The sequence below is a fragment of the Thalassospira sp. SM2505 genome (genome assembly GCF_054901115.1).
Genome location: NZ_JBUBLU010000002.1, coordinates 16564 through 42500, shown reverse-complemented (window position 1 = coordinate 42500; position 25937 = coordinate 16564). Strand labels below are relative to the sequence as shown.

The following is a 25937-nucleotide window of genomic DNA, read 5'->3' as shown; positions in this document are numbered from 1 at the left end:
GCCGGTACAGCTGGCATAGTTGTTTCTGTCTATGATCGATCCGATATCCACCCGATGCCGCCTTGAGGCCGGGTGCATAGACGTTTCTGACTATGCCGGATTCCTCAATATCTTGTGGTCCGTCAGCTCCGACCGCTTCGATATGTGGTAGGTTATGGCAGGATAGATCGATCTAACGTTATCTTCTGGCTGCGCTCTATTCCGGTAGACCGCCGCCCGCTCTTGGGCTATCGCCCAGGAGCAGACCCCGGCCAACCTACACGGAACCCGGCAAGCCGGTTTCCGCCCTTTCGGGTAACGGCTTGCCTTGCCGGTTTAGATCGATGTCCACCATAAAGACGGCTTGACGCCGGTTGCTTGGCGCGATGCCGCGCCAGCGGGCAAAGCCCGCATTAACCCCCCGGCCCCCTTACAGGGGGAGGTTTGGGGGGCGCTGCCCCCATTCCACACAAGGGTCAAGATAAACAAAAACCGGCTAACCGTGGCTCACTCCCTGCGGTCGCTGCGCCCGCACCACTTAGCCGGTTTTTGCCCTTGTGTTCCATCCCCCGTCCGTCGCCCGGAGGGCGTCTCCAAAAAACATAAATGTTTTTTGAAGCCTAGAAATTAGGGGATCAGATCAATGACACCTTTTGACGCCGCAAAAATCCTTTCACTGACTGGTGAAATTACCCCGGAAGCCGTGAAACTCGCATATCGCGAAGCCGCCAAGAAATATCATCCCGATGTGAACCCGGCCGGGGCGGAAATGATGAAAGCCGTTAACGCGGCATTTGATGCCCTCAAGAATTACACAGGCAACATTGAACAGGACGCAAACGGGCAGGGCAACTATCCCGACATGCTGAATGATGCGCTTAACGCGATCATCAATTTAGCCGGGCTGGAAATTGAAATTTGTGGCGCTTGGGTTTGGGTTGGTGGAGACACCAAAACCCACAAAGAGGCCCTTAAAGCCGCCGCCTTCCGTTGGGCTACTAAAAAACGGATGTGGTATTTCCGCCCGGACGACTGGAAGGGTCGCCGCAACCGTAAAGAATATTCGATTGACGAGATCCGCGCCACGCACGGCAGCGAAACAGTCAAGGGCACCGGGCAGCGCGTTATCGCTGCCTGATCCCCCAACATTCCGAAAATTCATATTATCCGAGGTTTTTCCATGTCTTTTGATATCGCTGTACGTGACAACATTCACCAGATTTGCGCGAAACGCGAAGCCGCTATTAACAGCTTTGCCGACAACCTGGACCAGTATTTGAAAGCTCAAGAAGGTTGCAGAACCGCCGTTAATACCTTCGGCGGTTATGTTGGGCGGGATTACCGGAATATCGATAATATCAAAACCGCCATTTACAAGGACGACGCCATAAAAGAAGCGCGGCGCATGATCGATTCCGGCATTTGGGAACATCTGATTAAAACAACCGGCCTGCTTGAACTCATGAACGCCACGCAGCGCGAGGAATGGCGTAAAGACCTCGAAACCGATCCCCCGGTTGCCGATCTAAACAATGTGCTGGCGACCTTTGAAAGCCTTTGGTTGAACCGCAATAACACTTTTGTTGAAGGTTTGGCTAATGTCTTTTCGAACCTCGATAAACGCTTTAAATCGCATGATGTTTTCAAGGTCAAAAGCCGCGTTGTGATCACAAATTATTACAGCGAATACGGGTATGTATGTTACCGCAAGCGCGAGTTTTTCCAAGATATAGAGCGCATTTGCGCTCTATTGATGGAAACACCAAGCGATTTTACCGGCCTTCACGCTTCCCTTGAGGAAGACCGCGAAAACGGTTCGGTACAGCAGTCTTTCACCGACAGCGAATTTTTCAAGATTCGTACCTTCATGAATGGCAATCTTCACCTGTGGTTCAAAAGCCCGGAACTGGTCGCCAAGATCAATAAGGCTTTGCGCGACTATTACGGCGATGTATTGCCCGATGGCGTCGAGAAAGAGGAAGACGATTTATTCCGTTCCCGGTCCACGGCGGTTAGCAAAGACCTCGCTTTCTATCGCACCTCGCAGAAAACTGCGGAAAACGTTGTCGAAAGAATCTTGTTTGGTTGGTTGCCGGATGGGCCATTACTTGAACCAAGCGCGGGCGACGGCGCTCTGGTTCATGCTATGAAAAACCGCTTCCCAGATCGGACGATTACCGCCGTTGAGATTGACGAAGGCCGTTATTCGATCCTGAAAAACATTCAAGGCGTCGATGCGCAGCGGGCCAACTTTCTGAGCCTTCACCCGATGCCAATATATGCGGGCATCGTCATGAACCCGCCTTTCTATGGCTTGCACTGGATGGACCATGTTCTAGCTGCCTTTGAATGGCTAAAGCCGGGTGGTCAGCTCGTCGCGATCCTGCCCGTTACCGCCGAAGTTGGCGAGACGGCAAAGCACAAGAAGTTTCAAGCATGGGTGCAGAAAATTAGGGGCGGGGAATATCGCGATCCGTTCCAATCCTTGCCCGCGGGATCGTTCCGCGAGAGCGGCACCAACGTTAACACCGTCACCCTAACCTTGAGGAAACCGAAGTAAGGGCAGGGCGGGCGACCCGCCCGCCGTCCTTTTCTTTCATGTTTCATCGTCGGAGTTTACGCCATGCGTTTTGATCGAAATGTAAGATTTACCTTTGATGTTACCGACCGCAAACGCGCCGCTGCAAAACGGCGGCAAATCAGGGAACAGCAAGCTTTGCCGTTGCTTGCCGAACTCGTTAGAGAACAGCAGCCATCAATTGACGAAGAAATGGAAAACCGTGCCCGGCGATGGAATATCACATCGCAATCACATCGGGATTTTGAAGCAAAGGTTTGGCGGCAAGCTCGCGCCCGATTGTTCAGGTTGCCAGCCGATGAACGTAAAAAGTTGCGGGAATACTGGAATAATCATCAATGGTTTCCCGGTAAAGCTGTTCAATTCGCTGGTTTCATGAACCTTTACGAACGCGGGCAACTGGATGGTTTCGGGCAGGCCGACAGGGGCACATAACGGGCGCGGATAGGCGTTCACTCTATTCCGGTAGGCCGCGGCCCACTCTTGGGCTATCGCCCAGGAGCAGACCCCGGCCAACCTACACGGAACCCGGCAAGCCGGTTTCCGCCCTTTCGGGTAACGGTTCACGCAATGCCGGCTTAAATCGATGTCCACCACAAAGACGGCTTGACGCCGGTTGCTTGGCGCGATGCCGCGCCAGCGGGCAAAGCCCGCATTAACCCCCCGGCCCCCTTACAGGGGGAGGTTTGGGGGCGCTGCCCCCATTCCACACAAGGGTCAAGATAAACAAAAACCGGCTAACCGTGGCTCACTCCCTGCGGTCGCTGCGCCCGCACCACTTAGCCGGTTTTTGCCCTTGTGTTCCATCCCCCGTCCGTCGCCCGGAGGGCGTCTCCAAAAAACATGAATGTTTTTTGAAGCCTAGAAATTAAGGAGAGGTTTTATGTCAACTCTAACGCCTACTGGTCTTCGTGATCTTCTGCATACAGCGATAGTTCACGCCAGAGATAAAGTAGCAGACGACTACGAATTGGCGCGCAGGAATGAGTGGAACATCTACACCGACGACGACCGAGATACCATGCGCGAGCAATTAGCGGAATATGACGAATTTCTATCTGATCCGGATCGCTGGTTTCTCGCGCTTGTTCGTCACCACTCCAACAATAATAAAGATAAAGGTTAATTGAAATGCACAACGTAACAGCCAACGATATCAGCAAAGCCAACACCATTTCACTTGCTTTTAACGCTGCAATTCGCGCAAACGATGCTGGTGCGTTTAAAATTGCCAGTGATGCATATGATGCACTTATCGAAGCAACGAACGGCGACCGAGGCCGGTTTGCATGTTTCAGTGATAACGGTTCAGGCACGGTTTTTGCCCAAGAACTTGCAGCCAAACCCGGACAAATCCCGCATTGGGGGCAGAACGGTGTTTTTCTCATTGATACACCACATGGCCGAGCCTTGGTAAAGTTTACGTGCCCGCTTGATTCGTGCAGAGGATTTTCATTTTACGTTGTTGATTTTGGAATGCCCTTCATTTCTGAAACGGGTTATCGCTTTCACCACTATCACGATTATCCGCCGTTGAGTGTTGAAGAAACAGCGGTTTCTATCTTCTGCGCCTATGCGGACAAAGAGGGGCTTGTTGATATCGAAAACGATTATCGCAACAAGCGATCATTGCCGGATTTTGTAACGCAGAGCAATCCGGATTTTCAGGGCGTGCCGGTTCGCACCAAAACCAACGGACAGATGGGCTTTGCCTTCTGAATAGGCATCCATTCGACAACATAAAACACGGATACGGATAGGTGTTTAGCGCATGACATTCAGAGTTTTAATAGGGTGTGAATCTTCCGGTATTGTGCGCGATGCGTTCAATGAAAAACCCGGTGTAGAGGCATGGTCATGCGACTTGCTGCCAAGTGACACGCCGACTAATAGGCACATCATTGGCGATATTCGCGATCACCTTCACGACGGATGGGATTTTCTTGCAGTGTTTCATCCGCCCTGTACGCGGTTATGCAATAGCGGTGTTCGGTGGCTTATCGAACCGCCTTCCAAGTTGAGCGGGTCTAACTACACTCTTGATCAGCGTATGGCCTATCTGGCGATGTCCGTTGATGAGCGGCGGGCGTTCATGTGGGCTGAACTCGATAGAGGGTGTGCGTTGTTTTCCGATCTTTGGAACGCTCCTATCAAATACAAAGCCGTCGAAAATCCGGTAATGCACAAGCATGCAAAGCAGCGTATACGCAACTATCGTGAAGCATCACAGACGGTTCAACCGTGGTGGTTTGGCGATCCCGTATTTAAAGCAACCGGCCTTTATCTGGATGGATTGCCGGACCTTGTGCCAACCAACAAACTGACACCGCCAAAATCCGGAACGGCTGAACATAAAGAATGGTCAAAGATCCATCGTGCCAGCCCCGGCCCTGATCGATGGAAGCAACGAAGTAAATTCTTCCCCGGCATCGCTAGAGCAATGGCCGATCAATGGTACGCGCACGCCATCGGTGAAAATCGAATTCAATACGATCTGTTCGCGGCTTGATCCGATGACTGATTTCTTCACAACTTATCATAGATATTGAACAACGTCGGACATTCAAATTTAGTTCTCAAACGTCAACAAGGCCCGTTCATATTTGAAAGTGAACGGGCCTTTAATTCGTTTGGAACGATGCCTTTCCGTAGAAAGTTTTGCGCCGCCCGATCCCGGACGGCGCAAAACGGTATCGGGAAAAGACTTTCCCGATAAGTTATATTGGCTTGGTCCTGGCTTCGCCAGTCCCGCGCTCAATATGCGGTGATGATGGTTACACTCGCTGCGCTCCTTACACCATCATCCAGTTTTATTAAGAAGTGGCTGCCTTCAAGCCACAATCCACCGAAAGAGGACCGCGCGCGGACATAGAGTGCGATATGGAAACGCCATCTGTCCGCGCGCTAAGTGCGACGGGCTTTTATGCACTGTTGATGCTAATTGCTATGACGAACTTGTGATCAAATACCAGCAACAATTATCTGCCATTCCGCCCCTCACACTTTCCTCTTTTCGGTGGATTGTGGCGGCAGACCACTTCTTGAAGTGGTCTAAAGCCCAAGCCATAGTCACGGTGACAATTGAGGGCTTTAGACCACAATTTTCTTAGTGCGCACTTATGCGCGTTGCGCTTGCGCGGTCGTGCCGACTGCGATATACTCACGGCATGGCGATTTATCATCTTCACCAGCAAGTCATTTCCCGATCTGCGGGACGGTCTTCGGTCTTCTCGGCCGCGTACCGTGCTGGGGCGCATTACGAAGATGAAAGGCTTGGAAGGTCGCAAAACTACTCAAACAAGAGTGAAGTTTTGCATCACGAAATTTTTGCGCCCGATAATGCCCCGGAATTTTTGCAGAAAATTGCAAAAAAGAATGACGGTCAGGCGCTTTGGAACGCCGTTGAGAAAGACGAAGATCGACGCATAGATCTTCGGTATCGCGGTGTTGAAAGTCGTACAGCACAAAGACTTCAAGCGAAGATTGACCTGCTATCTGATGCGCAACAAAAGCAGTTTAGCTCGGTGCGTGATCGAGAAATACAGTTCTTGAAGCAGTCATACGACGACGTGGTGACTGCTAGTAACCGTGCGCGGGTAGATGCAATTTCGTCCGCGCAAACTGCGTTCGAGATCGAAGCATCCATACCTGTGGAACTTTCGAAAGAGCAGGGCGTTTCCCTCGCTCGTAAGTTTGTCATGGAGGAACTTGTTGCTAAAGGGATGGTCGCGGATCTTGCCGTACATTGGAAGGAGGGAAATCCTCATTTTCATGTCATGACGACAATGCGGAACCTTGAGGCAGGGGGCTTTGGTGCAAAAAACAGGGATTGGCAGAAAAAGGAATTCTTGAACGAAACACGGGCAGCGTGGGCGCGTGTCGCGAATTCTGAATTGCAGCGTTTGGGCTTGTCTGCGCGGATCGATCACCGTTCCTATGCCGATCTTGGCGTTGATGTGGAACCTACAATTCATGAAGGCTTCCGTGCGCGGCAGATTGATACCCGTGGCGAGGTTTCGGAGCGCGTTACTGCTAACCGTGATATTGCCCGTGATAATGCAAGCAAGTTGGCTGAAAATGTCTCTGAGATTGGCAAAATACTCGATACAAAATACGGTGTATGGACCGCGCGGCATCTTCATAATGAAGTGTTTAAACGCTTCGCTATGGATGATGCGCAAGCACATAGCGAGATTGTTAATGCTGTCTTGTCGCATGTTTCCACAATGCATATCGGGCAAGGGACTGATGGCGATGCAAGGTATTCATCCACCAGTTACATTACCCTTGAGAAACGTGTTTTCGACACCGCAGATATCTTAAACAAGAGCCATAAGGTTTCGATTAATAGTGACGCGCTGGAAGCTCGGATCGCGCAAGGAATTGCCCCCGGTATTCCTTATAGCGACGAACAGAAACACGCTATCCGGCACATGGCATCAAATAGCGATTTGGTTATTACTCTTGGTCGGGCTGGCACGGGTAAAACGACAGTTGTTAAACCTGTAGCTGCACAGTACCAGGAGGAGGGCCGGAAAGTTATTGGTATGGCGGTAGCCGGGATCGCCGCCGAAAATTTGGGGATCGAAGCTGGCATAGAAAACCAGACCCTTGCCAGTTACATTACGAACCGGCAAATGCTTGATGCAGCTATGCAACGTGCTGCCAATGCGCAAACGCCTCACGAACGTAAAGCAGCGCAGCGGGAGATTCATTTCCGGCAGAAGAATGTTCTGAAAACCGGCGACGTTGTGTTCTTTGACGAAGCTGGTCAGGTGTCAATGCGCGACGTTGATGTGCTGTTGACGGATGCGCACCGCGCGGGTGCCAAGGTAATCAAGATTGGTGACTTCAAGCAGATCGGGTCTATTGGTGCGGGTGCGCCGTTCCGTGCAATGGCAGACCGTTATGACGTTGCCGAACTACTCGAAAACCGCCGTCAAAAAATCGAATGGCAACGTGATGCAGCTATCCAGCTTGGTGAATATCGGACGGGTGACGGGCTCGACGCATATCACAAGCACGGACGAGTACATTTCTTAGAAAATCGGGAAAGTCTGATTGCCCGTGTTGCCGATGATTACATTAAGATCGACGACTATAACTCAAGCATGGTTCTGGCCTTTACCAACGATGAAGTGAATGCCCTGAATACGGCTATCATTGAACGACTACAGTCGCGTGGTGATATAGGTGAAACCGTCTATCTTGAGAGCGCACCATCCCTTTCTTTGGCAAAAGACATGCGTGTCGTCTTTATGGAAAATGACCGTAAAGGTTGGAAGGTCAGCACTATTGAGGGTGACCGGGCCGGGGTCAATAATGGTACGCGCGGGATCGTTGAGAGCATTTCCGAACAGAGTATTGTTGTCCAGACAGATGACGGGCGACGGGTCCAGTTCACCCCGGAACAATATAACGAGTTGTCACCCGCGTATGCTGTGACGCTGCATAAATCGCAGGGGCAAACCGTCAACAAGACACTGGTGGTTGGCAGTGATTTTATGCGTGCGGCCGAAACGCATGTTGCTTTGACGCGCCACAGGCTGGACGCCAATATCTATCTGTCCAAAACTGAGTTTTCCGAATATGTCGAATTTGTCAAATCCGCACGCCGGGTTTCTGACAAAGACATGATCGTTGATTTTAGTATTTCTCCGGATCGCCTTGCGGCGCAAATGCGCGTGGAACGTTTCGGCCAGATCGGAACCCAAGTGCGGGCGGTTCAAGAACGCATCCGTCATTGGCAACGGATCGACAGTGTTTACGGCAAAGATCACCGAGAGCAGATCGCGAAGGCTTGGGAACAAGTGGATGAACTGCGTAAAGAGCATGCGCAGGTTGCCAAAGACATTCTCGATAATCGACGAGTTCACGATAGCCTGATCAATCGTGCCGGACTTACATCTGATACTCTTGAAATTGTAGCAGGCAGGCGAGAACCGCGTCTGACAGAAGCCGAGGCCAAAGCCCGCGATGTCATGATCAGTTTCGGGAAATTGCATCGAGAGACACAGGAGCTATATCGTGAGATGAAAGCGGCTACTCCTGCCGTTTCTGACCATGAACGATATACAGATTATCAGGTATTGCAGGCCCGCCGAAACGAGATGGCCGCGCGGATCTCGCTCGACAAGGACACCTATCGTCCGTTCCTACGTTACACCGGGCCTAAGCGTGGTGGGGCAGATGCAGGAGACGCGCAAACTTTGCCGGTATCCTGGAAAGCTATAGAAGATCAAAGTGCGGCTTATGATCGCGGACATAAGCGGGCTGAGTATATCAAGACAGCCAGCGGCGATGACAGGTCAATAGCCGTCGATCTCTTGGGCTATGCAGAGGCGAACGTTCGGGCGAATGCTTATCTGCAAGCTGTGCTTCAAGATGTAAAATCAAACCGTTTGGAACGCTGGTCAGACAGTCAGCACTATAATGATTTTACATTGGCCCGTTCAGAAAGGGATATGTTGGCCGCGTCAGTAGTTGAACGTGCGGAGCGCCATAATGTCGATTGGCGTTCCATTGCTGGCGACATCGATGTCAGATCAGATAAGATTATCGATGCAGCCTTGACGCATAACCGTCAGAACCGGGTGCGACAGTTTAAAGAGGCCATTGAAGCAGGAAAACTAGACCGGGCAGCGGCAGTTGCACCGGCACTTGCCAAAGACAAGCGGGCTTATCCATTGATCAAGGATGCCGGTATTGAGGGCAGGGCGGTTTATCGTTTCGCTCGGGAAGCCGAGCGCCAACGTACACAATTTAACCTTTCTGATAATGCCCGCGTGGCTTTCAACCGCGTTCGCGAGTATCGCGCTGTGTCAGGCGCAGTTGGACAGGCTTTCGGGAACAGGCTTCACGAAACCAATCCAGAACAATTCCGGCATCTGGAAGCTTTGAGGGACCGCGTAGCATATGACATTAATCAAGATCCACTCGCGCACCAAAAATGGGTGGAAGCCGAAAAGGTAAACGCTGACAAGCTGGAACGTCATGCCCGCCATCACGTCGCGCGTGAGAATGTGACTGCATTCAAGACAATGCGGACGCAAGATCCTGCCATTGCTGACAAGCACGGTGCTGCGATCACAGAGGATCTACGCACACATGCAAAGCATCTGGCTGAAAATAACGTGCCGGTGCGTGCTGCATTCGATGCCAAACAACGGCATGAAGATCGCACCTTCGCCAAAGACATGTCGATCCAGGAGCGGCAATATTATGAAAAGGCCCGGCAGTATGTTGATTTGCGAGCCAACGCTGGTCGTTCATGGGCGACATTAGTTGATTGGGCCAAGCGCGAGAAGATCGATATTCGTGAAGCACCGGGCTATAAAGAGACATCGAAAGTTATACGCGAACGCGACCAACTGGCCTCAGAAATTCGGCCCGTTCTGCAAGTGCGGCCGGAATGGAAAGAACGGTTGCGGATCGATGACGCCCGTTTGGATAGGCATTCCAATTCTCACGCCAAGCGGTCGGAAAAAGCCGCACAGATTGCTAATCAGAAAGCAGAAGCGCAAAAACGCCAAAAAGAGGAAAAGGCTTCGACCAGAACAAAGCAGCTTGTTCAGCGCATTGAAGATCCCGCTTTGCGTGCCCGTGTTGAACGTGCGCGGCAGTCTCTTGAGCAGAACAAAGATGCCGTTCGGGCGAACAGCAAGGCAGAGGCCCTTGCCAAGCAGATCAGAGAGAAACAAAAAATTGATAGCGCCAAGCGCGACCTAACGCGCAAGCCGCAAAGCAACGATCAAAAACACGGACCATCACAGAAGCCGTCACGCGGCATCAAACATTGAGGTAAAGATGGTAAATAATGACAACGATTTTGACCAAGACGATATCCCCCCGGCATATCCCGAGGATGATAGCGGCCCCATTCGTCACGATGAAGACGGGGTTATTATCGAGGACGATGCCGAGTTGCCGGCTAAATCGCATGTCCCAACACCTGGCCCTAATTCAGATGAATTGAGCGCCGTGGAAAGTCTGTTGGTCACGATCCTTGAGGATGTAAATAAGCGAGCTGGCCGCAATGACATCGATGAAGTGCTGGAAAGCATCAAGACCAATACCAAAGCTCTTTATGAGCAACTAGCAACAGTCATCGGAAAGCCAGCTTTCGCGGTTGCGATGGAAAACCAGTTTGCCGAGCTGCGAAAAACAACCTTGGATGCGGTACAATCTCAAGGAGATACGAAAGCCACTCAACAGACATTGGCAGACATCGAGGCTGCAATAAAACGTATTGAAAAAAAATCCGGGCAATCTTCATCCAGTCGGAGCAGTGGAAAGAAGTTCGCCAGATGGGGAAAATCGGCCGTCTACACCATCTTGCTTGTTGGGGTGGCCTACGGGGTCGGTTTTGCGGCTATTGGCACTCCAAACCCGATAGAATGGCCCGCTGTCGCGAAGGTAACCCGTGACAACGCCAATTTGTTATCCAAATGCATCTATCAGGCCGGGCGTGACGGCGCGGTTCGCTGCCCGCTAATTGTTCGCTGAAGCATAGATAATTGTATCTATGTCGGCCAGCTCAAAATGCTCGCAGATCTCATAGTCAGTTCTAACTATGCTCCCAGGGACCATAGACAGCCTTATCTATGCAGGCCGGTACAGCTGGCATAGTTGTTTCTGTCTATGATCGATCCGATATCCACCCGATGCCGCCTTGAGGCCGGGTGCATAGACGTTTCTGACTATGCCGGATTCCTCAATATCTTGTGGTCCGTCAGCTCCGACCGGTTCGATATGTGGTAGGTTGCCACACGTACAAAAAACCCGCGTTGACAGTGCAACGCGGGTTTTCTGTTTGCCGTGTCCCTTACCGGGCTACGTTGTTATTCAGTATCAGGTTTCGAAAAATTCTTTTCCTCGACATAAGCTCGGATCTTCTCGGACCATCTAGGCATTCTGTCATCGAGATATTCCAGAGCAACAACAATTAGTCCGTGAAGGATTAGACCAAACGGTAGAAGCGGCCACAGTGCCATTTTCACGGTATCTATGATAATGGACCTTAACATTTCCAGCGGCATTGCAAGAATAATGTCAAACGCTTCTTCGACGGTCGTTGCTCCTTGCTGATTAAGGTACTCATTCATTGCCAACAGCAAGAAAATCAACAAAAACAGTTTAAAGATCCGGTAGGACGGGACGACTAGGGCTGTAAGCATCTCACTTCCTCACATCGATGACATTGACATGCCGACAGTCGAAAGCCCTTTTTCAAAAGAATGGGCTGCATGTTCTGCCCGTTCCAGCGGGTCCAGCACACCAAGATTGGTTTCAACGTTCTGACGATAGGTTCTGAATTGTGCCCGTTGCGCACGCACATAATTTCGAAAATGAAACTGGCTGGCCGCAACGGTTGGTGGTGCTGTCCTGGGCATCACAAAACCAGATCCTAGCGGCGGCAGTTCTGTTGCTTCACCCTCAAGCATATGCCACGGCAGTTCGTCCGGACGGACCATGTGAGACACAAAGCGTCTGCCTTCGTGGTTTTCAATCTGGATGATCAGATCAATGTTCCGGACAAGCTGTGCGACAACGCCGGAAGTCGGATGACCGCCCAACGCCATTCGAGTTTTGTAGCCCTCAAGGCATTCAAGAGGGTTGTTGGCATGCATGGTCCATTTCATGCCTTTGTGCCCCTCATTAGCGAGAAAGAGCGTGAAAGGTGCGTTAGATATCGACAACTCACCATTCACGACTTGGCCCGGATTGGCGCGAATGGATACGTCCATAACTTCGGCCGCACCCATGCGCCTACCCCGAGCGTGTTCATGGCGAGGGATGTATATTTCAACCTGATCGGCATGCGGTGCTGTCAGTTCCGGGGCATCTTGAACCAGGAACAGACGGACATCGAGGGGAACCCAATCGAGAAGCATGTTCAGGAACGTCGTTTTTCCGGTGGCGGTCGCCCCCGAAATAATAATATTCCATCCTTCCTTTACTGCTTTGTGAAGTGTCTCGATCTGATCCGGAGTTAAGCCGAATTTTTCAGGGGTTGCCTTAAAGTGCCGCTTAACGCGAATAGAAAACATAATCCCTGATGCAACGGTTTCCTGGCCGGTCACCGCCGTACAGCGGTGACCCCCGGTTAGCCGGCACGAGATAGTTCTATGACCTTCCATGTACGGCAACCCGTGCAGGGATGCCAACTGTTGGCACACATCTTCCGCCCATTGCTGAGTGATGCCCGGCACATCAAGGAACTCTTTTCTACCATCGCGGAATTGCAAGATTACTTGCCCTTCCTTGTTAATATTAAGTTCTTGCAGATCCGGATACCGCTTGTGATCGTCCAAGAAAGGTCTGATCGGTCTAAATGTAATCTGATCGATCAGACGCATTTCACGTCGAATTACCGTCTGTTCGGGGTGAATTATATGATTCATTCTACCATCCCCAACCGGCCTCAAGGCTCGCTTTTTGCGAGTTGGTAATTTCGGATGGATATGCGGCCCACGTCCCTTGCCAACCACACGCAGTAACGCCTTGACCGGTGTTTGAGTTGTACGCCGTGTGGCTGTGTTGGTATATTTGCCCTGTTTGGGATTCAGAGGACATAATCACCCCATCCTCTCGTACTGTGTCCCTAGTGGCAACTTCGCTGCGATACACCCTGCAACTGAATGTCCAATCCGTACCATTTTTGCCGACGATCACTGCGCCGCGGCTTAATGAGGGGTTTTCTTCGTCCCACGTCACTATGGGCTGGCATCTGTCTCCTTCATCTAGTGGTGCGCCCGCTTCTACCAAACGCTTATATGTGCTGTTGTTTGGGCGCGAATACGTGTCCCAGATACCTGAATCCTGATACCGACGACATCCTTCATAGAAAATTGTTCCGCTGAGTTCGCTTCCCGTTTTTACGAACACATATGGATCTGGCACATCGCTTTCTTCTGTCTTGACGGTACGATGGCCCACGTTCGTATCAATATAGGTTTCACGCATCGGATATGCGATCAGCTCGTCATCGACCGGACGCCAATCAATAGTTTGGATCTTGTGTTCGTACTTTTCGTCCAGATTACGTTCACATTGGCCCAAATCGCGCAATTGTTCGGTGTCGGGATCCTCGAATTGCAGTTTCACCGTTCCATATGACAGATCTTCATCATGAATGAATGTCCCTATACAGGCTGCTTTATTGTAGATAACTGGCACAGATGTCGTATCTGCGCGGCAGCTTTGTCGTAGTTTTTGCTCACCATCGACATAAATCACATAGTCATATGCTTTGATGATTGCTGCGTCCGCCCCGGAACCAACTTTGGTAACCGGGCAGTTGGCATCTACCTTTTCCATATCGTAGCTAACAGAATTGCGTGTTACGCAACCCAACGCCGGATATTGGCGATCTTTATAGGTGTAGACGGCTTTCTGCTTCTGATATGATTTTTCAGTGGTCCAGTCATCCGAGATTCCGCAATCGTCCGTGATCCACGTAATGTCCACTTCCTCAACATCGGCGCATTGTGCCAAGCGGACATATTCTCCACTTGTGCGCGTCGCAAAAGGTTCACCGCGAACCATGACCTGTCCGGTATCGCTGTCTGGTGATACAGCCGGATTGTCCGGGCAAGCCGTTTCATTGTAGCTGACCGCGTATTTCTTATCCAAATGGCGGAAGCAGTCTTTTCCATCCTTTTGAAGATAGCGAGTTTCGGCATCCTTGATATAGAATGCCTTAAACAGAATGTTGGCGAACTCCGCGCCAGCTTCGTATTCAAGCGGGCAGGAATCTTCTGAAAAGTTTACTGTGAAGGACCGCCCGCTATCAGCACAGTTTCCTACTGGGGTGCCGTCTTCTGTTGTTTTTGATTGTTCATAGACAGTAGTGAGGTCATCACTCAGTCTCACTTCGCATCCGTCAGTCGTCGTGCCATAGACCGTATCCGGCGTGATTTCCGGGGTTTTATCCGGTTCATATATTGAAAGTCCACCCGGATCATAACCGTCATTTTGACCCGACGAACCGGAAGCTCCGAGCGTTTGGCCATCTCCGGACCCTTCCAACGCTTCTTCCACTTCTTCGGCAACCTTTTCCACTTCCTCGCCAAGCAGCTCTTTGGCATCGGCAATCAGGCTGGTAATGTTGCCGGTGGCGGAATAGTTGTGTCCCGGCTCTAGTGTCCCTTTGAATTTCACCTCGCTCTCAAGAGGTGATGATAGGAACTTGCGTTTAACACTGCCGTCCTCGATGTCTAACGCAAGGGATTTCCACTGCGCTTTGCCGACATGGGTATCCATCGCCTGCTTTGCATCAAGCACACCTTCAAGACGCAAACGGTCGAACTCGACAATTCGCTTGTTCGTATCACCGATTTTCACCACATCATTCAGGCTGGCGGCGACTTTTTGCTTGATGACTTTCTGGTTCTCGGCATTGATTTGATCAATGAGGCTCACCGTCACGATGCCGGAAGACGAGCTATCCGAGGTTTTTTCTTCTGTTGTGTTTTGACCTGTACCGGCCGTGTCTTGAGCCGTGGCGACTGCACATGACAGGGCCAATAGCCCTACCGAGATCATGATTTTTAAGATTATGTTTTTCATGACAACCTCATTGTTCTGCCACTTTCAAGGGGATTGGTTCAGGGAAATAGATGTCTTGCATATGCGCGACAACTTGGATAATCGCGCCCTTGCGTGCTTCCACGATGGGTTTGATATCCATATTCTGTTCAAGTGTTTGTGCGGAAAGCTGACCAAGCTTGTTGGTCGCGTCACTGACTGCGGCGCTCGCCTGGTCATCATCAACAGGCGTCAAGAACGAGACGAGAGCAGATAGACCGATCAAGGCACCAGTCAGGCCGTACTTTTCAAGCGTGCGGGTATATACCACGCCCGGAATGCCCGGACGTCCGGACATGTCTGCGGCCATACCTTCAAACTTAATCGATGCATTATCTTTAGCACGACGGATGCGATACCACGCGACCATTGCGCGGGACTGTTCGGTATTCTCGGATTGAAAACTTGTACCAAGAATCTCCGAACCGGCAGGCACAAGAATGTTTCCGCAAGATGAAACAATATTTTGCAGCACAATCGCTCGAACAGACCCCTCTTGTTCCGTCAGGATGGTCGTATCAAGCGAGGCGTTAATCCGAGTGCCATCTGGCATAATCCGGCAGTTGTTTACCGGAAAAGTGCTAACGACCTCTGTAATGTCTTCTAGTGCCCTGTAATCTGGATCTTCCGCCACGTACTCGACAGGGGGTTTAACAGGGTCCGATACTTGCATGACAGATCCGAAGCCAACATTAAGTTGCGTGAAAGATCGGTTCTTTGCTTCTGCCAAACGTTTACGTCTTTCGGCCTCGATAAGAGACGCCATCGACGGACCTTCTTCGGTTTCAGGTTCTTCCTCTAATGTCGCAAAGACAGCTCCACTAAGAGGAACCACAACCGATCCATTTTCGGCATCGCTATCGATTGTCAGACGGTCGTCGAGGTTTTCAAATGCAACATCGGTGTGCATGCTAAGTTTGACTGTGCAAGTGTCACTGGCGGCAAGTTCCGGAGGGCAGTCATTTTTGAGCGTCACGCTCTTACTGTCTGTCCGGACTGAAAACAGCCTGACCGGCATTTCACCGATGTTCTGCACGATAAGGCTGTATTCATCCGATTTTCCGTTCTGATCGGCTAGTCCAAGATCAAGAGATGACTGTGACACCGCGAGCATGCCAGGTTCGGGATCTGGCATAACTTCTTCGATCTTGGCCGGTGGTGCGTTTTCTTCGGCGTTACGATTGGCTAATTCCAGATCAACATTGAAATCTACAATTTCGTCGTTGATTGGTGGCCCACTGTTGTCTTCAACTTTGGAATTGTCTTGTTTCTGATCAGATGCATCGCAGGCGACCAGAAACAAAGACAGCGCCGCTATAATATACCGCTTCTTCATCTTATACCCCGCCTATCGTCACCATGGATGGGACGGGCTTACGATTTTTGGTGAAGAAGCAGACATACATTTCACCAACGATCATCGAGAAATCGCCGGTCACTTCGACGATAAGAAGCTGCGAGTTTTTCCCGGTCCATTTATAGTTCGGTATGTTGACATCCACATCATCAATGACCTGGAATGTCGGTGCGCGTTTGATCGTGTCGGATCGATCTCCATAATCAAAGATTGTGAATTTGCCATCGGTACAGACATGTTCCGGCGCAAGTTCTTGTGCCGATATTTCGTCAGGAACCTTGATGTCAAAGGCATCGCGATCACACAACGATTCCGAAAAATTGTAGTTCAAGTTCCGCAAATAATCGGCACGGGTCTTCCGATCTTCCACATCAACAGCGGATGTCAGAGGGTTCACATCCTTGGCTGGTGCTTTGGCTTCTGTGGCAGCACTCGGGTTGGACTCAACATTCCTCTCATGGACGGCCTTGGTCGCCTGCATTTGCTCGATCAATGATTTCTGCGGGAAAATGGCTACTTCGGTCGCTGTCAGCTTCGGATTGTCTTCGGGCATGCTAAGCAGAATGAATGAATAGATATGCCCGGCGCTGTCGCGGACCTTAAGGTCCGTGTCGATATTGTAGCTTCTCGATTTGACCCAAATAATATTGCCGAGTTCAGCGTCTTTGGTGGCTTCGAAATTTACGTTGTCACCAACAAGCGGGTCCAACAGTTCGACGCCTTCCGGCCAGCGAATTACGGTTAGAAAGCGCGGACGCATGTAGATCTTCATTTGGGCGCCAGCTTCCCAATGATAGGCAACAAAGCCGGGACGAGATTGCCCTTGGCCTAACGCGCAAGCACCGTAATCTTTGCGAGGCTTACCAAGCGCGTCCAGGCAGTCGGGTTGCTGCCACGCCTCTTGAATCGACTTCATGTCAAGCATCACACCGGACAAATCTGCGGTTTCTCCGGTGATATCTGCATCGGTCAGGATTTGGGCATCATTGTTCAAATTGGCCCGGATTTGTTCGTCTTCGGTCTGCGCACGCGCCACTGACATACAAGCAACGCACAGTGCAACAATGGTGATGCTCAACATCACCCGTGAATTAGCGATCATTGAAATATGCCTCTTTGACGACAAGTCCCACGGGGTTTTGATCTACGCCGCATTTGGGCATTTCGAGATCTTCGAAAGCGATGCGGGCCTGCACCCTGCGCGGTTTGCGTAAGATTTCCTGATGGCGGGGATCTTCCCAGACTTCTACGAAGTCGAGATAGTACCAACCGCCTTTGTCACTGAGCTTTTGCGGTGTGTTATCCCCGATTTCCAGCCGTACTATCGCGCCTTCCCCATACTCGTTACGGAAAGCCGGATAGCGTTTGTTCATGTCACGGGTAACGCTGTTATAAAAGGTTCGGTCAGTGAGCCAGAACAACGGAGACGCGCATTTCACCTTTTTGTTGGATTGAACGCGACGAGTCTGTTCTTCCAGCGTTCCGGCAAACTCGCGGGCGTGGCGTAACCAGACTGGCAGATAGGTTGCAATGCCAGCTTCCTTTACGTCCAAATCCTCTGTTTGTCGAAGCGTGATGACCTGCTTGGATGCGGGAGATATCTGGACAATACTTGTTGCAACGCGGGTCTGGTTTCGCGCCAGAACGCTGTTCTCGTAGGACTGGACACCATTGTAAGCTGACAGCAGAGCGACGAGGCCAAACAAGAAGATTACGAACCGGCCTTGCTTGGTATAAGGCGATCCGGGCAGCACCGAATGGACCTCATAGACTTCGCGGTCTTTTGGGTCTTCCTCATGCTCGATGTCGGCTTTAAATGCCTTCGCTGCACTCGACTTCTTTTCCTTTTTGGGCTTGAGCTTGAACAATTTCATAATCAAGCCTCATTTAACCAGTCATCGAAGTTTGTTTTTTCGAGTGGCAACGATTTGCACCCGACGCGCTGAATAGACCAATAGCGGTTATCCGATTCAGCAAAAGAGGTTGCACAAGGAGACACCTTGTATTGATTGCGACCGTTCCCCACGCCCACGGCTGCTTCACGGGGACCAGTGCAGGCCGCTAACGTCATCAAAGAGGCAATTACGGCGATGGTTTTTTTAGGCATAAGCAATCCCCTCGTATTTTCCTTTAAGTTCCAAATATTTCTGCATTGCCTGATCGCCGTGTATTTTCTCCAATCGCAGCAAAGCTTGGCTTGCATCCTGATCGGAGTTCAGTAATTCGATATGATCACCCAAGCACCGAAGGTTGACATTGAACGCTGTGGTAAAGGCATCTTTCTGCATCACCACGTCGTAATCGTCAGTGTCGGAACCCGTGATCATTTGCACTGCTCTTTCCGGCAGATTGAAATCATCCCGAAGAACATTCGGATCTGTTTTTACTGATTTGAAATAGAACTTGGTCATGAACTGCGTGTTCAGCATTTCAACCAAACCAGCCTCTTTTACTTGAGCTGGTTGCTGGAACAGCATCCCGATTGCGCCGAAGGTTTTGCGAATTTCTACAGCCAGTTCTTTGATTAGTTCTTTTACGAACCGGTTGCGGAGCAAGGCCGGAGCCTCATCGAAGACCACCATCCAGGGCCGACCTTGCTCCGCCGCAGCCGCTTCCAGCGTTGTTAGGACATGGAAAAATACGGGAGCCGACGCAATGTCGTCTTCCACAAGTCCATGACTATCCAAGGCAAAGAAGCGGGCGTTTCCATTTAGCTGGCTTGCCAAATCATCGCGTTCGCCGTTAAAAAGATGTTGATAGCTTTCACCTTCTGCGAATGGCCGAATACGCTGGCTAAACTCGCCAAGTCCCTGCAAGTGTGTGGGGTACATCGTGTCAAGGCGACGCAGTTCCATGTCGGCAGGATCTTGCGCACGGGACAAGGTTCGTAACACATGCTCGATTGCCTGTTCGGCTGCGTCATCATGTGTACTGTCATTGAATGCACTTCGCCCCCCCACCAACCGGAGCCAGCGCGTAATTCTCTTTTTCTTTTCGGGGGTTAATTTCCCGTCGAACGGATTGAGTTTAAGCGCGTTCGGATCTTCATGGTTGAGAGACAGAAATTTACCGCCCGCCGCTTTGACGGCCGGATATCCCCCCATACGCCTAGTCACGAACAGAATCATGATATTTTCGTGAGCGGCCAGCGTGCTTAAAATCAGATGGGATGCCAGCACCGTTTTACCCGCGCCGGTCTTTCCAAGAATTGCCCAATTCGCCGCCAGACTGCGTTGGTTCTCATGAAAGGTTACATGAACCTTTCCTGTGCCACGCGCCGCAGGATAGATTTGAATATGACTACCCCAACGTGACTTTGTGAACCCACTATGCGCCCCTTCAAACGGGGTGAGCGTTGCCACCTGTTTGCTATCAACCCGTTCTTGACGGATTGCCATGTAGTTACCCGGAAAGAAGTTCAGGTAGGCTTCTCGGGTGCAGCCGGACAATGTAGAAGACTTAATTTCGAAGGCCACGTTGAGCTTCGATACAATAGCGTCTGTCGCTGCTTCCAGTTCTTCTTTGGTTTGGCTATGAACAAATATAAATAGCTGTTGAAACACCATGCAACGCGGGTCGTTCGCGTTTGTTTCGAAATGTCTTTGGTACTTCTTGTGTGAAGCAATGGCGTCCGCGCTGCCCAATCTTTCCAAATCCAGCATTTCCGCTGTCTTGGCCCGTGACCGGCTGGTTTTTTTGTCTAGAGGAAGGCATATGTGATTGACTGTTATCTCGTATGGGAGAGACACAATTGCATCAATAATGCGGTCATCTCCGTGACCTTCCCACTCATTGATAACAACAAAGGCTCCATAGCTTTCACGGGTATTGCGCCAGAAGCGAATAACTCCGGTCTGTTCAGTAAAACCGTAGCTTGTTGATGCAACCGCTTTGTAAAAGTTGCCTTCTTTTCCGCGAACACGCTGATTGGTTCCGGGGTTGATTAAATCAGCATAAAATTCTGCATGCTCAGATTGATCAGGATCATGTGAAAGTTCTTCAAGACCATATGTCTTAAAGGTTGATTTCAGTGACGTAACTGCTTTGTCCAACTTATCGCGAGAGTCACGATTGTCTTTATCGACTTCGAGGCAGACGTAGTATTTTTTGATAGAAAGATCTGAAAACTGCGCATTAAACCGGCGTTCGATTTCGTCTACAAGGGGTGATACAGATGCCCGGTTTGCCGCTGCGTCATCCAAATCACGACGCTTCGTAATAAATTTAACTTTTACATTGTTCTCACCGCACGCTTCGAGAAAACGCTTGCGGGTTGATCTGATGGCTTTGCGCTCTATGTGGCCGGTTTCGGAATAATCACATCCGCGAATGCGAAATATGCGCATCATCGATCCTTTGGGCGACCGATGATATACTGAACGCACCTCACCTGCGCTGTTCTTCTTGACTATAAATTCACCAAAGTTCATTGCCGCCTGCAAGGACGGGCGATAGATGGGGCGCTGGACATGTGAGGCAAGAAATAATGCTCCGGCAGTCGGGATCGCCATAGCACCGTATTTGATCATCACCGAGATAGTTGCTGGATCAAGGAACATAAAAGTCTAATCCCTTTTGCTTGCCGCCAAATCTGCAAAGGCACCAGACCACACGGCGACAGCGACCTGCGACCCGCCATACATGTTCTTGGCCTGCATACGGATTGTCCAAACACGCACGCCACCACCATACGGCAACCGTCAGAAAGGCAAGAATTGCCAGTCCAAAGCCAAACACCGAAGCGAACGGAACCCCAAAGGCTGCGAGTATCCGCCCGCCCATGTCATATCCAATCCACCCGGCCATTGGTGGGTAAACCCATACTTGGACAGGGATCTTGGCGACAGTCAAAGGCCGCGCCGGACGGTGGTAGCGATACGCGATAAGGTTCATTAATCGAGTGTCACTTCTTCTGTGTTATCCGCAGTCCAGGTGATGAACTCGGGGATCGCAAGGAAAATTGCGACGCCAACCAAAAGGCTGATGATTTTTTTCGGGTCAGTGTCGCCTTTGTTCCAAAGGAACTTGAAGCCCATCCATCCGCCAGCGCCAACGATAGAGAAGCGATAAACCCACATTCCCCACGCGAGGACTTCATTACCGGCTGTGTTTGCATCCGCTTCACCAATGAAGTCAGCAAAGCTGGCTTCCGGAAACGCAACAATTGCCATTGTGCAAACGGCCATGAGCAAGAGCGTTCTCGAAAGAACATGCTTGTTTCGTTCAGTCTTCATGTCTTTAACCCTGAATGTTTATGTGGTACGTGTTTTGTATAGCAGTTCACGTTAGATTAATAAATGTCAAAATTTCGCCACATCGCCATTGGAATAGTAGCCTACACTTTAGGGGTGGGTTCTGTTTCTGCAAATCCGCAGTATTCCGCCGATTGTCTTGTTTCTGCGCAAGAGGTCACGCACAATTTAAACGATTATCGCCTTCTATCGTCACTCTTGCTGGTCGAAAGTGGATTAACGAAACGAGAATACAAAAGGCCGCAGGCATGGGCCATTAATTATAAAGGTGAGAGTTATTATTTTTCAGATTTCGTTAATGCTAAGAAGTTTGCGCTAGGGTTGATAAGCGAAGGTCAAGAGAACTTCGATATTGGATGTGCGCAAATTAATTATCGCTGGTGGAACCACCATTTTGAATCGATAGACGATATGCTCGATCCACGACAGAATGTGCGTTTCGCATTTGCATTGTTGAAGACCCACATCCGAAACACCGGATCGGTGGTTGAAGGGGTGGCGCGATACCATATTCGCGGCGACAGTCCGGAAGCGCGAAAAAAAGCCCGGCAGTATGCCTGCCGGGTCTTCTCGGAATATTATGCTTTAAGTGGCCTCAGACGGCCCTTATGTCACTGAAACTTGACGAAGTTTGACGCCGCTTCCAGCGGGTTGCTGGAATCTGACTTCCCATCCACCGTGTTCTCGACGGGGATGCTCTGTACTTCCTTCGTTGCCTCCATACCCAATTGCATAGCCATAAGCACTCGCATGCTGGCAAGTTCTTCGGTGATACCACGTAACTGAGCTGACATTAGTTGTATCATTGCGCCGTAATCATCGGCATCAGTGGCAAAGGTTTTTTGCAAATCAAGAATTTGGGCTGATTTCGGCGCGTTTGTGCGGCCTTGATAAGCAGCCGCAAGGCTTCTTTCTACCATTTCCCGGTGCGCATTCTCGCGATTGACGATAACCGCTGATTTAATTGCGCTCCACGATCCATTGGCCTTTGCAGCGACAATATCCTCCGACGATAACCGGATGTCTCCACTGCTTCCATTGCCTTTCGATAATCCGAACCTGGCCCCTATCGTATGCGATGCGTATAACGCTTCCTGCACAAATCCCAAAGATTCAGTTAGACAAGACAGGTCAGGTAAATCCGGCAAGTCGATAGACAGGCCGGGCAAATCTGGTATGAACCCGCCGATGCCACAGGCATTAAGTGCGCCGTTGGCTGCATTCGTCAGATTTCCGATATTGCCCAGGACATCGACACCCACCGACTTAACATCCCCGATGTTTTCCAGCATTTCTTTGCCTTGGGATATTTGTTCCTGCAAATAGCTTCCGTTTTTGGCAATTTCGCCGGTGGTCTTCGCTTCTTGAATGATTGAGGTCGGATCGATGACTTCCATACCGGCCGACGCCGGCAACGATGATGCAGCCAGAGCCAAGGCCGCTAATGCTACATACTTCATTCTGCGTCTCCTTCTTCATGTAATGGGTTCTGTGCTAAAAGACCTGCAAATTCCGGATCGTTGAGATAGTCCAGTTTCTTTATTTTCATCGGCCGGAAACCGCGCACGAAAAGCAGTTGTTCGCTCAGATCCAAGGCCCGGATCTCCCCCGGTGTCATCAAGGATCGAGATTGTTCACCTTCACTGACTGACTCGCCAATATGACGGTTTGCGTCGGATGTCATAGATCCGGGTTTTGCGCCCGCGTTACGTTGTTCGCCTTTTGTGATGATTGTGAATTTATCCAAGAGCTTTGAAACCCATTCGGGTGTTTCATCATCTCCGATCCCGGTGCCGAAAATTTGAACAATCTCGGCCGTGTTAAACATCGTGTATTCCTTCGGGTATAGTCCGCGAAGCTGACCCCGTTCATGGATGAACAACCAGAACGACATGCCGTAACCGGCAATGCTGTTCCAGTTTGCAACAACCGGGGGGAAATGCCCCAAGAGCAAAAATTCATCCATGAGGGTGAAAATGCGTTTCACCATTGGATTGCTGCGTCGCCATATTTTAAACTCGGTGATAGCCATGGAAAACACGATACGTACAAAGCGTGGATCTCGTTCGATGACGTGATCAGGAACAACAATCACCAGATCGGCCTTGTTCTCAAAAATCATGTGCAGATTAATTTCACGGCGCGGGTCGTTTGATGTCATGGCGGCACGATAATGCGGATTTTGCAAAAAACCCAATGAGCGTTTTATAGTGCTTTTTACGCCGCTGAGTTCATCGCCTTCCACTTCCTGGACCGATCTTGCACCAAGAAATGGTAGGCCATGCGCAAGCGTTTTGTTGGCCGACATACATTCGAGAAGATTGTCAAACGCGTCTCCGGGTAGCAGTGCCAAATCATACACAGTACCTAAATGCGCTTCATCGCGCGGGTAAGTCACTGTGACCCACGCTATCAAACCTTCGATGAAAAATTTCACAATCTCAATGAAGTGCGATTGATCCCCGGGCCGGGAATATACCAATGCATCGCTTAACGCCTGTACGCGCTCCGTCAGGGTTTTATCATTCTTGATCAGAGCTAGTGGGTTGAAGGTCGCTGTTGGCGCAGATACCCAATTATCGGTTATACCAAGTGGATCTAACGCGAAGAATGTGCGACCCATCTGTTCACGCCGTTCCCATGTTATCGCAACGGTTTCCCCTTTCGGGCAGATGTCAATAAACGGGTGATCAACTAAGGCGAACTGTGGGAGAATTCCAGCACGCCCTTTCCATGTGCGGGTTGGGCCATATGTTTGAATATGCCCCTCTCTTGCCTTGCCGCCTTTATCTATTGCTCGAACGATTTCCCCATCGTGACGGCCTAAGAGAAGACCATTCTCACCTTTCAGTTTTTCAATCTCATTGTCATCGGCAAAGCGGGCTGAACCGAGTGCATCGCTATCCGAGCGCTGCGCTTTTGTACGCCAACGCACTTGCCGGACCTTGACCAAGGAGGCTTTCGCGAGAGGAAAGGCTATGAACAGAAGCAAGAAAATCGGAAGGAACGATAAACCCAGAGATACAATATCAAGGTTTTCGACGCCGCTGTGTCGAAGCCAGGAATAAGCAGCGCGGGCATTATTGAAATGCGGCAAGTCGATGATTGCCGTCTGTAGCATTCGCCAAGTAGCAAATAGAGCCGCCGACACGGCCAGTACCGGCAGAAGAATACCCGTTAAGGCCAAATCCCTGTTAAAATACAGACCAATAGACGTACCAATCAGGAGCGTAGCGGTCACATACAAGCTTATGGACCCAAAGTCCGTCGCGTACATGCTCCCACCTGCGAGGGCGAGAAACAACACGCAAGGGGCATATGGGCGGGTAAGTTGTTTATAGATCTTCATCTAGCGAAAACTCCGCTGGCGGTTCGCTACGGTTGTCAGTTGAGATCGGCATTTCAGAGAGGCAACCAAACAAAGAGGCCACGGGCCTGTAAGACTTTCTGTCACGTTGCAAATCTTTCCCCATTTCAATTCCGGCCCATGACGGGAACCCTGATTTCCACAATACGCCCCCGGCCTGAATGATTGTTCGGGTTTTTGCCTGTCGGCCCGTTTGTCGAAACTGGCGGGGACCATCTTCGTTCAGCTTTTCAGACAGTATCGCATCCCCGGCCGCGAAGTAGCTTGACGGGTCTTGCTTTTCCACTCTGTCAAGACCGGCAATCAGGCAAGAGAGCAGCCAATAAGCTTTTTCCCGCCCCGGAGACAGTTCTAGTCTGTCTCCAAGGCTGATATTGAATTTTTCAAGGATGCCCAAACGAACGAGCATCCCTCCGAGCTGAATTTTTGTTCGGGTTGTCGTTCTGCGTAATTCACTCGTTTGAAGGCTTATGCTCAGCAGAAGGCGGGCGTTGGACTGGTTGAGAAGCCGCAGCTTTCTTGCGGGCGCGTTTGCGTTTGGGCAGAAAGTTTTCAGCCTTGGCATATGCGTCTTTCCGCATAGCTTCGGCTCCTTCCATTTCAAGCATTACAAGTCCCGCAATGATATCGGCGGGCGTTACTTCATCTCCTTTGAATTTGACAGCCGCTTGCCCAAGATTTGTTTCATGTTGTTCTCTGGCTTTTTTGATCTGTTCGTCAAGCTGGCGTTGTTGTTCTTTGAGGTCTTCAAGTGTTAATGACATAATGTCCTCTTATTAACGAAACGTGCATTTTTTTGTACGTTTTCCTTGGAAA

General features: G+C 50.5%; 22 protein-coding genes. 9 read left to right on the top strand and 13 right to left on the bottom strand.

The annotated features are described in order from the left end of the window. The first annotated feature begins 622 nt into the window (after window positions 1-622). From ACTU44_RS21930 to ACTU44_RS21895, 8 genes are all read left to right on the top strand, one after another. Window positions 623-1117 carry a J domain-containing protein gene (locus ACTU44_RS21930; protein ID WP_462097463.1) on the top strand — a complete coding sequence of 165 codons (495 nt, stop codon included), beginning with the start codon at window positions 623-625 and terminating at the stop codon, window positions 1115-1117. Between the two features lie 42 nt (window positions 1118-1159). After that, a complete protein-coding gene (locus tag ACTU44_RS21925; protein WP_462097462.1) occupies window positions 1160-2539 on the top strand; it encodes a DUF4942 domain-containing protein in 1380 nt (459 codons plus the stop codon). Window positions 2540-2602: 63 nt separating this feature from the next. After that, entirely contained in the window at window positions 2603-2992 is a 390-nt protein-coding gene (locus ACTU44_RS21920; RefSeq protein WP_462097461.1) for a hypothetical protein, read from the top strand. 448 nt (window positions 2993-3440) lie between these two features. Continuing rightward, window positions 3441-3683 (top strand): hypothetical protein, encoded by a 243-nt coding sequence (locus ACTU44_RS21915; RefSeq protein ID WP_462097460.1) that lies wholly within the window; start codon window positions 3441-3443, stop codon window positions 3681-3683. A gap of 5 nt (window positions 3684-3688) precedes the next feature. Continuing rightward, window positions 3689-4276, top strand: a complete 588-nt coding sequence (locus ACTU44_RS21910; protein WP_462097459.1) for a hypothetical protein — start codon at window positions 3689-3691, stop codon at window positions 4274-4276. A 52-nt stretch (window positions 4277-4328) separates the two neighbouring features. Beyond that, a complete protein-coding gene (locus ACTU44_RS21905; RefSeq protein WP_462097458.1) occupies window positions 4329-5066 on the top strand; it encodes a hypothetical protein in 738 nt (245 codons plus the stop codon). A gap of 658 nt (window positions 5067-5724) precedes the next feature. Then, complete coding sequence (locus ACTU44_RS21900) at window positions 5725-10356, top strand: MobA/MobL family protein (protein WP_462097457.1); 4632 nt, start codon at window positions 5725-5727, stop codon at window positions 10354-10356. Window positions 10357-10363: 7 nt separating this feature from the next. Next, window positions 10364-11062, top strand: coding sequence for a hypothetical protein (locus ACTU44_RS21895; protein WP_462097456.1), 699 nt, complete (start codon window positions 10364-10366; stop codon window positions 11060-11062). 335 nt (window positions 11063-11397) lie between these two features. On the opposite strand, the gene ACTU44_RS21890 is transcribed toward ACTU44_RS21895, so the two are convergent. The 9 genes from ACTU44_RS21890 to ACTU44_RS21850 all read right to left on the bottom strand — a co-directional run bounded on the left by ACTU44_RS21890 (window position 11398) and on the right by ACTU44_RS21850 (window position 21736). Next, the gene (locus ACTU44_RS21890) at window positions 11398-11733 is read right to left on the bottom strand and encodes a hypothetical protein (RefSeq protein ID WP_462097455.1); all 336 of its coding nucleotides are present in this window, start codon (window positions 11731-11733) and stop codon (window positions 11398-11400) included. Window positions 11734-11742: 9 nt separating this feature from the next. Continuing rightward, the gene (locus ACTU44_RS21885) at window positions 11743-12960 is read right to left on the bottom strand and encodes an ATPase, T2SS/T4P/T4SS family (RefSeq protein ID WP_462097454.1); all 1218 of its coding nucleotides are present in this window, start codon (window positions 12958-12960) and stop codon (window positions 11743-11745) included. Window position 12961: 1 nt separating this feature from the next. Beyond that, on the bottom strand, window positions 12962-15127 hold the full coding sequence (locus ACTU44_RS21880; protein ID WP_462097453.1) for a hypothetical protein: 2166 nt from the start codon (window positions 15125-15127) through the stop codon (window positions 12962-12964). 7 nt (window positions 15128-15134) lie between these two features. After that, entirely contained in the window at window positions 15135-16481 is a 1347-nt protein-coding gene (locus tag ACTU44_RS21875) for a TraB/TrbI/VirB10 family type IV secretion system protein (RefSeq protein WP_462097452.1), read from the bottom strand. A 1-nt stretch (window position 16482) separates the two neighbouring features. After that, entirely contained in the window at window positions 16483-17604 is a 1122-nt protein-coding gene (locus ACTU44_RS21870; protein WP_462097451.1) for a TrbG/VirB9 family P-type conjugative transfer protein, read from the bottom strand. Then, a complete protein-coding gene (locus tag ACTU44_RS21865) occupies window positions 17594-18376 on the bottom strand; it encodes a hypothetical protein (RefSeq protein WP_462097450.1) in 783 nt (260 codons plus the stop codon). The genes ACTU44_RS21870 and ACTU44_RS21865 overlap by 11 nt, the downstream gene beginning before the upstream one ends. Before the next feature lie 2 nt (window positions 18377-18378). Next, entirely contained in the window at window positions 18379-18609 is a 231-nt protein-coding gene (locus ACTU44_RS21860; protein ID WP_462097449.1) for a hypothetical protein, read from the bottom strand. After that, entirely contained in the window at window positions 18602-21061 is a 2460-nt protein-coding gene (locus tag ACTU44_RS21855) for a VirB4 family type IV secretion system protein (protein WP_462097448.1), read from the bottom strand. Before ACTU44_RS21855 ends, ACTU44_RS21860 begins: the two co-directional genes overlap by 8 nt. Window positions 21062-21394: 333 nt before the next feature. Further along, window positions 21395-21736 (bottom strand): hypothetical protein, encoded by a 342-nt coding sequence (locus tag ACTU44_RS21850; RefSeq protein WP_462097492.1) that lies wholly within the window; start codon window positions 21734-21736, stop codon window positions 21395-21397. A gap of 63 nt (window positions 21737-21799) precedes the next feature. Between ACTU44_RS21850 and ACTU44_RS21845 the strand changes: the two genes are divergently transcribed. Then, the gene (locus ACTU44_RS21845; RefSeq protein WP_462097491.1) at window positions 21800-22372 is read left to right on the top strand and encodes a lysozyme family protein; all 573 of its coding nucleotides are present in this window, start codon (window positions 21800-21802) and stop codon (window positions 22370-22372) included. Here the strand turns inward: ACTU44_RS21845 and ACTU44_RS21840 are convergent. The 4 genes from ACTU44_RS21840 to ACTU44_RS21825 are packed head-to-tail and all read right to left on the bottom strand — an operon-like array spanning window position 22366 to window position 25885. Then, complete coding sequence (locus ACTU44_RS21840) at window positions 22366-23214, bottom strand: hypothetical protein (RefSeq protein WP_462097490.1); 849 nt, start codon at window positions 23212-23214, stop codon at window positions 22366-22368. The genes ACTU44_RS21845 and ACTU44_RS21840 overlap by 7 nt on opposite strands. Further along, entirely contained in the window at window positions 23211-25103 is a 1893-nt protein-coding gene (locus tag ACTU44_RS21835) for a type IV secretory system conjugative DNA transfer family protein (protein WP_462097489.1), read from the bottom strand. Before ACTU44_RS21835 ends, ACTU44_RS21840 begins: the two co-directional genes overlap by 4 nt. Continuing rightward, window positions 25090-25530 (bottom strand): hypothetical protein, encoded by a 441-nt coding sequence (locus ACTU44_RS21830; RefSeq protein WP_462097488.1) that lies wholly within the window; start codon window positions 25528-25530, stop codon window positions 25090-25092. Before ACTU44_RS21830 ends, ACTU44_RS21835 begins: the two co-directional genes overlap by 14 nt. A 43-nt stretch (window positions 25531-25573) precedes the next feature. Continuing rightward, window positions 25574-25885 carry a hypothetical protein gene (locus ACTU44_RS21825; RefSeq protein ID WP_462097487.1) on the bottom strand — a complete coding sequence of 104 codons (312 nt, stop codon included), beginning with the start codon at window positions 25883-25885 and terminating at the stop codon, window positions 25574-25576. Window positions 25886-25937: the final 52 nt, after the last annotated feature.

What these genes read in the sequence shown, in the direction of transcription:
- ACTU44_RS21930 (WP_462097463.1), top strand. Translation starts at nt 623, where the DNA reads ATGACACCTTTTGACGCCGCAAAAATCCTTTCACTGACTGGTGAAATT.
- ACTU44_RS21925 (WP_462097462.1), top strand. Translation starts at nt 1,160, where the DNA reads ATGTCTTTTGATATCGCTGTACGTGACAACATTCACCAGATTTGCGCG.
- ACTU44_RS21920 (WP_462097461.1), top strand. Translation starts at nt 2,603, where the DNA reads ATGCGTTTTGATCGAAATGTAAGATTTACCTTTGATGTTACCGACCGC.
- ACTU44_RS21915 (WP_462097460.1), top strand. Translation starts at nt 3,441, where the DNA reads ATGTCAACTCTAACGCCTACTGGTCTTCGTGATCTTCTGCATACAGCG.
- ACTU44_RS21910 (WP_462097459.1), top strand. Translation starts at nt 3,689, where the DNA reads ATGCACAACGTAACAGCCAACGATATCAGCAAAGCCAACACCATTTCA.
- ACTU44_RS21905 (WP_462097458.1), top strand. Translation starts at nt 4,329, where the DNA reads ATGACATTCAGAGTTTTAATAGGGTGTGAATCTTCCGGTATTGTGCGC.
- ACTU44_RS21900 (WP_462097457.1), top strand. Translation starts at nt 5,725, where the DNA reads ATGGCGATTTATCATCTTCACCAGCAAGTCATTTCCCGATCTGCGGGA.
- ACTU44_RS21895 (WP_462097456.1), top strand. Translation starts at nt 10,364, where the DNA reads ATGGTAAATAATGACAACGATTTTGACCAAGACGATATCCCCCCGGCA.
- ACTU44_RS21890 (WP_462097455.1), bottom strand. Translation starts at nt 11,733, where the DNA reads ATGCTTACAGCCCTAGTCGTCCCGTCCTACCGGATCTTTAAACTGTTT.
- ACTU44_RS21885 (WP_462097454.1), bottom strand. Translation starts at nt 12,960, where the DNA reads ATGAATCATATAATTCACCCCGAACAGACGGTAATTCGACGTGAAATG.
- ACTU44_RS21880 (WP_462097453.1), bottom strand. Translation starts at nt 15,127, where the DNA reads ATGAAAAACATAATCTTAAAAATCATGATCTCGGTAGGGCTATTGGCC.
- ACTU44_RS21875 (WP_462097452.1), bottom strand. Translation starts at nt 16,481, where the DNA reads ATGAAGAAGCGGTATATTATAGCGGCGCTGTCTTTGTTTCTGGTCGCC.
- ACTU44_RS21870 (WP_462097451.1), bottom strand. Translation starts at nt 17,604, where the DNA reads ATGATCGCTAATTCACGGGTGATGTTGAGCATCACCATTGTTGCACTG.
- ACTU44_RS21865 (WP_462097450.1), bottom strand. Translation starts at nt 18,376, where the DNA reads ATGAAATTGTTCAAGCTCAAGCCCAAAAAGGAAAAGAAGTCGAGTGCA.
- ACTU44_RS21860 (WP_462097449.1), bottom strand. Translation starts at nt 18,609, where the DNA reads ATGCCTAAAAAAACCATCGCCGTAATTGCCTCTTTGATGACGTTAGCG.
- ACTU44_RS21855 (WP_462097448.1), bottom strand. Translation starts at nt 21,061, where the DNA reads ATGTTCCTTGATCCAGCAACTATCTCGGTGATGATCAAATACGGTGCT.
- ACTU44_RS21850 (WP_462097492.1), bottom strand. Translation starts at nt 21,736, where the DNA reads ATGAAGACTGAACGAAACAAGCATGTTCTTTCGAGAACGCTCTTGCTC.
- ACTU44_RS21845 (WP_462097491.1), top strand. Translation starts at nt 21,800, where the DNA reads ATGTCAAAATTTCGCCACATCGCCATTGGAATAGTAGCCTACACTTTA.
- ACTU44_RS21840 (WP_462097490.1), bottom strand. Translation starts at nt 23,214, where the DNA reads ATGAAGTATGTAGCATTAGCGGCCTTGGCTCTGGCTGCATCATCGTTG.
- ACTU44_RS21835 (WP_462097489.1), bottom strand. Translation starts at nt 25,103, where the DNA reads ATGAAGATCTATAAACAACTTACCCGCCCATATGCCCCTTGCGTGTTG.
- ACTU44_RS21830 (WP_462097488.1), bottom strand. Translation starts at nt 25,530, where the DNA reads ATGCTCGTTCGTTTGGGCATCCTTGAAAAATTCAATATCAGCCTTGGA.
- ACTU44_RS21825 (WP_462097487.1), bottom strand. Translation starts at nt 25,885, where the DNA reads ATGTCATTAACACTTGAAGACCTCAAAGAACAACAACGCCAGCTTGAC.